Source organism: Aedoeadaptatus nemausensis, from assembly GCF_903819165.1.
GTDB classification, from domain to species: domain Bacteria; phylum Bacillota; class Clostridia; order Tissierellales; family Peptoniphilaceae; genus Aedoeadaptatus; species Aedoeadaptatus nemausensis.
Window position 1 is genome coordinate 1 of record NZ_CAIJCS010000057.1, and the last position, 1,323, is coordinate 1,323.

Consider the following 1,323-nt stretch of genomic DNA (forward strand, 5'->3'; position numbering starts at 1 on the left):
TGCACATTGCAAATATTAAACTTTACCTTATTTGCCATAATTGTTACCTCCCATAAATTGTAGTGAGTCAGCTCCATCACAATTCTCTTCGCTCCTTATCAGTCGCAGAGAATTGGATTGCGTGACATCTGACCTACCTGCCACTCGCAAGGCTCGTGGGGTTAGGTCATTAACATTACAAATATTAAATTTAACTTTATTAGCCATTTTTTACCTCCATAGTAAATTCATAGAGAACTTCATAAAGTCTTTCTGATTCAATCCAAACTTCAGATTTTTCATAATAGATTTTTTCTCTATCAAGTATCTCTTCTATCTTTTCTTCTAATTTTAAATCTTTCTTATCAGTATAAAGTTCTAAGTCTATCTGGGTGTTTTTATAATATACATATCCATCTGCACCAAAGTGTTTATTCTTTGGAAATAGATAGACCATAAATGGTGGATCTGGACTTTCTCCTTCAGCAAAGTGAGAGTATGCAAATGGAAGTCCCATATCTTCAATTATTTTTAATAGCCTATCCATCGTTTAGTTTCCTCATAATATTTTCTTCCAATTCTCTGATTCCTTTCTCTTCAGCTGGTCCGATGTGTGGCTTAGCAGATACTCTTCCTCCCTGTCTTAGGACGTGCCCTTTTTCAAGTAAATGAGCCAGCTGGTATCTATTTCTTGAGTGAACTACAAGTTCTATTGAGTTTGAAGTTTCTTTCATAGTTTTTACTGACCAAGATTTAGAATATTTCTTTGTTTCTCCAACTGGTGCATTTTCTTGTATGTCTTTTCTAATATTGCTACCAGCTTTTTTGACTTCCTTTTTGACTTCATCTGTTGCCATATCAGAATATTCTTCTAAGCCCTTCATTATTTCACTGGCTAGGTTTTCAATTTTTACATTCATCTACTCACCTTCCTACATCTAAACTTTATAAGTCTATTTTTATAGTTCATAAAGTCAATTGAGATGATATTGTAAATTTCATCATCAAATAGAATTCTGTATTCTGAAGTGTTAATATTCTTTAACCTATTTTGAAATCTTACAGTAAAAGAAATGTCTGACCTGTCTACTTCCATTCCTAAAAAAACCTCTTCTCCTTTTCCTTGAAAAGATATATAGGTTGATGTTGTTAGATAGTCCATCCATACTGATTTATGGTTACCAATTTCATCTACCTCAACATTTTTATTTTGAAAGGTTATTTTTCTATTTAAATCCGATATCCTCATTAGAACTCAGCCTTTCTCATTCCAAACAATAAAGCCCTTAGAGTTAAGTTTAGTTCAGAATAATCTGCCTCTTCTCTGTGTTCATAAAGATAAGC

At 32.9% G+C, this 1,323-nt stretch carries 4 protein-coding genes; all 4 read right to left on the reverse strand.

Annotated features, from left to right (window positions below):
- Positions 1-27: 27 nt before the first annotated feature.
- Genes PEPTYR26121_RS08820 through PEPTYR26121_RS08835 form a run of 4 tightly spaced genes read right to left on the reverse strand, consistent with a single transcriptional unit; the run spans position 28 to position 1,228 of the window.
- Positions 28-207 carry a hypothetical protein gene (locus PEPTYR26121_RS08820; protein WP_068370117.1) on the reverse strand — a complete coding sequence of 60 codons (180 nt, stop codon included), beginning with the start codon at positions 205-207 and terminating at the stop codon, positions 28-30.
- Complete coding sequence (locus PEPTYR26121_RS08825; RefSeq protein ID WP_108831509.1) at positions 200-526, reverse strand: hypothetical protein; 327 nt, start codon at positions 524-526, stop codon at positions 200-202. Before PEPTYR26121_RS08825 ends, PEPTYR26121_RS08820 begins: the two co-directional genes overlap by 8 nt.
- Positions 519-899, reverse strand: a complete 381-nt coding sequence (locus PEPTYR26121_RS08830) for an HK97 gp10 family phage protein (RefSeq protein WP_002834872.1) — start codon at positions 897-899, stop codon at positions 519-521. The genes PEPTYR26121_RS08825 and PEPTYR26121_RS08830 overlap by 8 nt, the downstream gene beginning before the upstream one ends.
- Positions 896-1,228 carry a phage head closure protein gene (locus PEPTYR26121_RS08835; RefSeq protein ID WP_180501059.1) on the reverse strand — a complete coding sequence of 111 codons (333 nt, stop codon included), beginning with the start codon at positions 1,226-1,228 and terminating at the stop codon, positions 896-898. Before PEPTYR26121_RS08835 ends, PEPTYR26121_RS08830 begins: the two co-directional genes overlap by 4 nt.
- Between the last annotated feature and the right edge of the window lie 95 nt (positions 1,229-1,323).